General features: G+C 75.0%; 4 protein-coding genes. All 4 read right to left on the reverse strand.

Annotated features, from left to right (window positions below; all coding sequences use genetic code 11):
• Window positions 1-960 (reverse strand): acyl-CoA dehydrogenase family protein (locus ACWEVN_RS47380; protein ID WP_452055646.1); only part of this gene is annotated, 960 nt, incomplete at its 3' end.
• Window positions 953-1231, reverse strand: coding sequence for an acyl carrier protein (locus tag ACWEVN_RS47385; protein WP_452055647.1), 279 nt, complete (start codon window positions 1229-1231; stop codon window positions 953-955). The genes ACWEVN_RS47385 and ACWEVN_RS47380, both read right to left, overlap by 8 nt.
• Window positions 1232-1245: 14 nt before the next feature.
• Window positions 1246-2085 carry a 3-hydroxyacyl-CoA dehydrogenase family protein gene (locus tag ACWEVN_RS47390; RefSeq protein ID WP_452055648.1) on the reverse strand — a complete coding sequence of 280 codons (840 nt, stop codon included), beginning with the start codon at window positions 2083-2085 and terminating at the stop codon, window positions 1246-1248.
• Window positions 2082-3041, reverse strand: a 960-nt coding sequence (locus ACWEVN_RS47395) for an SDR family oxidoreductase (protein WP_452055649.1), incomplete at its 5' end; no start/stop codon positions are given. The genes ACWEVN_RS47390 and ACWEVN_RS47395, both read right to left, overlap by 4 nt.

Below are 3041 nucleotides of genomic sequence, written 5' to 3' on the forward strand. Positions count from 1 at the left end.
GGTGGCCGCGCCCGCCGCCGCTCCGGTCGCGGCGACGTGCTTGGCCAGCACGGCGGCGCCGCCGAGGTCCGGGTCGCCCTCGTCCCAGCACCGGCTGGCCCGGGCGCAGGCCAGCGTCGCGGACCGCTCGGCGACGTACAGGCCGGCCAGGTGCCGGCGCACGAGCTGGTGCTCGCTCAGGGCCACCCCGCCCTGCCGCCGCGCCGAGACGTGCCGGGCGGCCTCGGCCAGGCAGGTGCGCAGCATGCCCGCACAACCCCACGCGACGGAGATCCGGCCGTAGGTGAGCACGGTCGTCACGAGCATGCCGAGCGGGAGGGCGGTACCGCCGAGCAGCGCGTCGGCGGGCAGCCGGACCCGGTCGAACCGGACGTCGGCGTGCCCGGCGGCGCGGCACCCCAGCGGGTCCGGCACCCGCGTCACGCGGACCCCCGGCGCGTCGGCGGGCACGACCACGCACCCGGCCTGGCCGTTCAGCTTCCCGATCACGACCAGCAGGTCGGCGTAGGCCCCGACGGTGACCCACACCTTCGCGCCGTCGACGACCACCTCGTCGCCCTCGATCGTCAGCGTCGTCTCCATCGCGGCGAGGTCGCTGCCGGCCCCGGGCTCGCTGAACGCCACGCCGGCGAGCGCACCCCCGGTGAGCGCGGTCAGGTGGGCGGCGCGCTGGCGGGCGGTGCCCAGCCGCTGCACCGCCCAGGCCGCCATGCCCTGCGACGTCAGCACGCTGCGCAGCGAACCGCAGAGCGTCCCCACGTGCGCGGTCAGTTCGCCGTTGTCCACACTGGACAGTCCGAGCCCGCCGTGGTCCGGGGCCACCTGCGCGCACAGGACGCCCTTGACGCCGAGCTCGCGCAGCACCGGCCGGGGCAGTTCCCCGGCGAGGTCCCAGCCCGCGGCGGCGTCCGCGGCGAGCCCGGTGGCGAGGGCGGCCGCCTCGGTGTGCGGCTCAGCCATCGGCGGTCTCCCGCAGCCGCAGCACCAGCGCGGTCATCGCGGTCACCGTGCGGAAGTGGTCCAGCTTGAGGTCGGGGCCGCCGATCGTCAGGCCGAACGCGCTCTCCAGGTGCACCACCAGTTCCATGGCGAACATCGACGAGACGAGCCCGGAGGCGAACAGGTCGAGACCGGGGTCGACGGCCTGTTTCGTGCGCTGCTCCAGGAAGGCCAGCAGATCCGCCCGGACCGCGTCCGCGGTGACCGGCTCCCGGTTGGTCGTTGTGCTCACAGCTCTCCTCGGGGTCAGTGTCGGTGGAAGCCCTGGCCGGTCTTGCGGCCGAAGTCGCCGTCGGCGACCTTGCGCAGCAGCAGCGCGCACGGTTCGTAGCCCGCGTCGCCAGTGCGTTCGTGCAGCACGCGCAGCGAGTCGACGACGTTGTCCAGGCCGATCAGGTCGGCGGTGGCCAGCGGCCCGGTGGTGTGCCCGAGGCAGCCGGTGAACGCCGCGTCGACCGCCTCGGGGCTCGCGATGCCCTCTTCGACGATCCGCGCGGCTTCGTTGATCGTCCGCTGCAGGATCCGGTTGATGACGAAGCCGGGCCCGTCGCCGACGACGACGGGTTCCCGCCCGAGCCGGTCCAGCAGGGCGGTGGCGGCGGCCATCGCCGTATCGGTGCTGCGCGGCCCGCGGATCAGCTCGACCGCGCGGATCAGGTAGGGCGGGTTCATGAAGTGGATGCCGACGAGCCGCCCGGGGTGGGTGACCGAGGCCGCGAGCTCGTCGATCGGGATGGCGGAGGTGTTGGAGACGAGCAGCGCCCCCGCCCGCACGACGGCCGACACCTCGGCGAGCACCTTCGCCTTCAGCTCGGGCCGCTCGGTGATCGACTCGATCACGACGTCGGCCTCCGCGACCGCGGCGACGCTGTCCGCGGGGGTGATCTTTCCGGCCTTCACGTCACCGGGCAGCTTCCCCATCAGCTGGGCCAGCCGCAGCTGCCCGCGCACGTCGGCCTCGACGGCCGCGAGACGCGCCGGATCGACGTCGACCACCGTCACCGGCAGGCCGTGGCCCACCGCCAGCGTCGCGATCGCCGTGCCCATCACCCCGGCGCCGAGCACCGCCAGCCGTTCGCCGCTCACTTGCCCTCCTTCGCCAGTTCCGGCAGCAGCTCGCCGAACGCTTCGTCGTGCGCGGCCAGGAAGGCCAGGCCTCGGCGCAGCTGCGCGCCGTCGATGGCCGAGCTGAGACCCCGCCGCCGCAACCACGGCTGCCAGGCGCGCACCTGTACCGCGTCCTCGGCCAGCTCGTGGCCCTCCAGCTCGTACAGCGCGACCGCCGACAGCACGCGGCTGTCGCGGGCCAGCGCCTCCTTGGCCACCATTGCCCGCCAGTCCGGCAGCGGCATCGGGTCGGTCTCCAGCCCGGTGGCCGCCAGCAGGCCGAACAGGTCCCGGGTGCCGATCGAGCGCTCGTCGGCCAGGTGGTAGACCCGGCCCGCCGAGGCCGGGCTCGGCGCCAGCTCGGCGATCGCGCGCGCGATGACGTCGACCGGGGCGACCGGCTCGGCGCGGTCGTCCAGCGGGTGGGTACCGGTGGCCAGGCCGCTGGCGAGCATCAGCCACACCAGGTCCCGCGTGTTGCACGCGCCCGTGTCGCCGGCCGCCATGATCAGGCCCGGCCGGAACACCCGCGCCCGGATGCCGTCCTCTTCGGCCCGCTCCAGCAGCCGCTCGCCGACCCACTTGCTGATCCCGTAGCCGCCGAGGTCCGGGTGCAGCGGCTGGCGCCGCGTCTCCAGCCGGGTACCGTCCGTCCCGCTCGCCGGCGCGGTCGCGGCCAGCGTCGAGACCAGGCTGAAGTCGCGGATGCCGTGGCGGCGCACCCAGCTCAGCAGGTCCACCAGCGGCAGGACGTTGTCCTGGCGCAGCACCCGGTACGGCTCGGTGAACACCACCCGGGCCGCGCAGTGCACGACGTGCCCGATCCGGTCCGGCAGCACCCCCTCGGCCAGCTCGTCCGCGGTCTCGCCGAAGGTGCACAGGTCCGCGGGCACAGCGACGGCGCGGTCCGGATCGGGCGCGGGCAGCGCCACCGC

It is taken from the genome of Amycolatopsis sp. NPDC003861 (assembly GCF_053605405.1).